Raw genomic sequence first — 2,830 nt, 5'->3', positions numbered from 1 at the left:
GGTTCTCCTCGCCGTCGTTTTCACACTGGCAGCCCTGGACGTTCATGCGCAACGCGGCTCGATTCGGGGCAAGCTCATCGACGAGCAAGGAAACCCGATCCAAGGGGCCACCTGCACGATCGAGCTGTCGGGCGGGGGAGGAAGGACGACTAGCGTCGACACCAAGGAAGACGGTCAGTTCGTCAAGGGTGGCATCCTTTCCGGGACGTACACCATCACCTGTGAAAAAGAAGGCTATCGCCGGCTCGCCCTGTCCACCAACGTGTCGGGCTTCGACCAGGCCAACCTGGGCGAGAGAGTGCTCTACCAGTTGGCCCCGGGAGAGCTGTCGGAGGCCGAGCACGCTCGCGCCACGGAGCTTCTGGAGAAGTTCAACCTGTCGTCGGAGGCGGGAAACGACCAGGCCACCCTCGACAGCCTCATGCAGTTGAAAGAGATGATGCCCGAGTCGGCCGAGGTCCATTTCAATATCGCGAGCACCTACGAGAAGATGGACGACCAAGACAAGGCGCTCGAGTACTACACGAAGACCACGGAGCTCAAGCCCGACTTCTACGAGGCCTGGCTCGCAGTGGGCGACATCTACGGGAAACGCAACCAGTGGGCCGAGGCGCAGAGCGCGATGAAGAAGGCCATCGATCTGCAGGCCACCGACGCCGTGGCGATCTTCAACTATGCTGTTTACGCGCAGAACGCGGGCGACACCGCTGCGGCCAAGGCCGGCTACGAGAAGGTCCTGGAGCTCGATCCCAAACGGGCCCTGGCTCACTACCAGCTGGGGCTCATAGCCGTCAACGAGACCGACAACGAGACGGCGATCGCGCACTTCGAGAAGTTCCTCGAGCTCGAGCCGAGTCACCCCCAGGCCGATGCCGCCAAGGGCGTGATCGCGGCGCTCAAACAGGCGGGTTCGCAGTAACGGTCAGTTACGAAACGCTTCGACGGGCTCGAGGTGTGCGGCGCGCATCGCGGGATAGGTGCCGGATACCAGTCCGATGACGCCGCCAATGAGCGGGGCCACCAAGGGGGCTGCCGGATCGAGGACCGGGGTCCAGACCTGATGGGCGGAGACGGCCACCACGATCAGGACCCCGACGCTTGCGCCGAGAACGCCCCCGATGACACCCATCGAGGCGCTCTCGAAGAGAAACTGGGCAGCGATGTGCCCCCGGGTTGCCCCGATAGCCCGGCGTAGCCCGATCTCTCCGGTACGCTCGATCACCGACACCAGAGTGATGTTGGCGATGCCGATTGCGCCGACGACCAGCGAGAGGCCGCCGAGAAGCAGGAACATCACGTTCAGGTCGCTCTGCACCGCATCGCGCACGCGGGTGGGCTCGGGAGGGTATTCGACTCGCAAGACTGTCGGGTCGTCGGGGCGTATCGCCAAGGGTGACTGCTCGGCAATGAGCGACGCGGCACCAATTCGCGTTTCGACGACCACCAGGCCCGGGCCCTCGAGACGGAAATCCTTCCGGGCGGTTCCCTCGGGAATGATGACCGAGCCCAGCAGATCGGGTTGGCGCGCGACGTCGCGCAGGATCCCGATGACCAGGTAGAGGTGGTCACCGATCGAGATAGCAGGAAGCTGGTCGAGATCGACGATTCCCAACCGAAGCGCGGCGGTGGGGCCGAGCACGGCGACGCGGTCGGCGCGATTCGAGTGACCCAGGTCGGGGACGCGTCCTCGCTCCAGCTCGGCCCGGACGGCGTCGAACAACCCCGGGGAAGCGGCCTGAACCAGCAAGTTGAATGCAGTCTGGCTTCTCGGGTCTCTCACCGGCGACGAGCTGACCAGCTCGTCGCCGACGTCCACGTCACTGAGCGTTCCTGCGGCAACCACCCCGTTCAAACGGAGAAGACGTGACGAGGCATCCCAGGGAATGGCCCGGGGATCGACCCCCGCCGGGTCTGGTTTCGCCGAAACGAAGATCTCCGTCGCCGCGAGCTCGTCGAACTGGCTGATGATGCGATTGTTGGCGGTTCGCGTCAGACCGAGCGTCGCCACCAGCGCAGTGATTCCGATGACGATCCCTAACATCGTCAGCATGGTGCGCCCGGGTCGGGCGAACATCCCCGCCACCGCTTCGTCGAGGAGATCGCGAATGGTGATGCCCGAGCGAGCCACTTCGCTTCCGTTGACGGCCCCGGAGGGGGAGCTCGCGGGTTTCCCCGTCGTCCCGTTCGACAGCTCGGTCAACGAACCGTCGATGATGTGCACTCGCCGCGAAGCCCGGCGGGCGACGTGATCGTCGTGCGTCACGATGACGAGCGTAAGCCCTTGCTTGTTGAGCTCGGCGAACAGGTCGAGGAGGTCGGCAGATGATTTCGAGTCCAGATTCCCCGTCGGTTCGTCACAAAGGAGCAACTGGGGAGAGCCGACCAGGGCACGGGCTATCGCGACCCGTTGCCGCTCACCGCCGGACAGCTTTGTTGGTAGAAAATCCGCCCGATGGCTCAGGCCGACCCGCCCGATGGCCTCGAGGGCACGGTCCCGACGTCCGCGATGGGACCCCTTCCGGTACACCTCCGACATCCCCACGTTCTCGAGGACGGTTCGATAAGGCATCAAATGAAACGATTGAAAGACGAAACCGATGCGTCGACTCCGCAGACCGGCGCGTTGCTTGTCGGTGAGCTCGGACGTGTCGATACCGTCGAACCGATAGCTTCCCCGAGACGGGCGATCGAGGCAGCCAATGATGTTGAGGAGGGTCGATTTGCCCGCGCCGGAAGGCCCGGTGATCGCCAGCCATTCACCCGACTCCACGCGAAGATCCACATCGACGAGCGCGTGGACCGCTGGCTCGCTGCCGAACTGCCGGCCCAC

General features: G+C 64.4%; 2 protein-coding genes. One reads left to right on the top strand and one right to left on the bottom strand.

Annotated elements, in window-relative coordinates:
* Window positions 1–919 (top strand): tetratricopeptide repeat protein (locus VEK15_25205; GenBank protein HXV64022.1); only part of this gene is annotated, 919 nt, incomplete at its 5' end.
* A 3-nt stretch (window positions 920–922) separates the two neighbouring features.
* On the opposite strand, the gene VEK15_25200 is transcribed toward VEK15_25205, so the two are convergent.
* Window positions 923–2,830 (bottom strand): ATP-binding cassette domain-containing protein (locus tag VEK15_25200; GenBank protein HXV64021.1); only part of this gene is annotated, 1,908 nt, incomplete at its 5' end.

The sequence above is a fragment of the Vicinamibacteria bacterium genome, from assembly GCA_035620555.1.
Taxonomy (GTDB): Bacteria; Acidobacteriota; Vicinamibacteria; order Marinacidobacterales; family SMYC01; genus DASPGQ01.
This window is presented reverse-complemented; position numbering and strand designations above follow the sequence as displayed.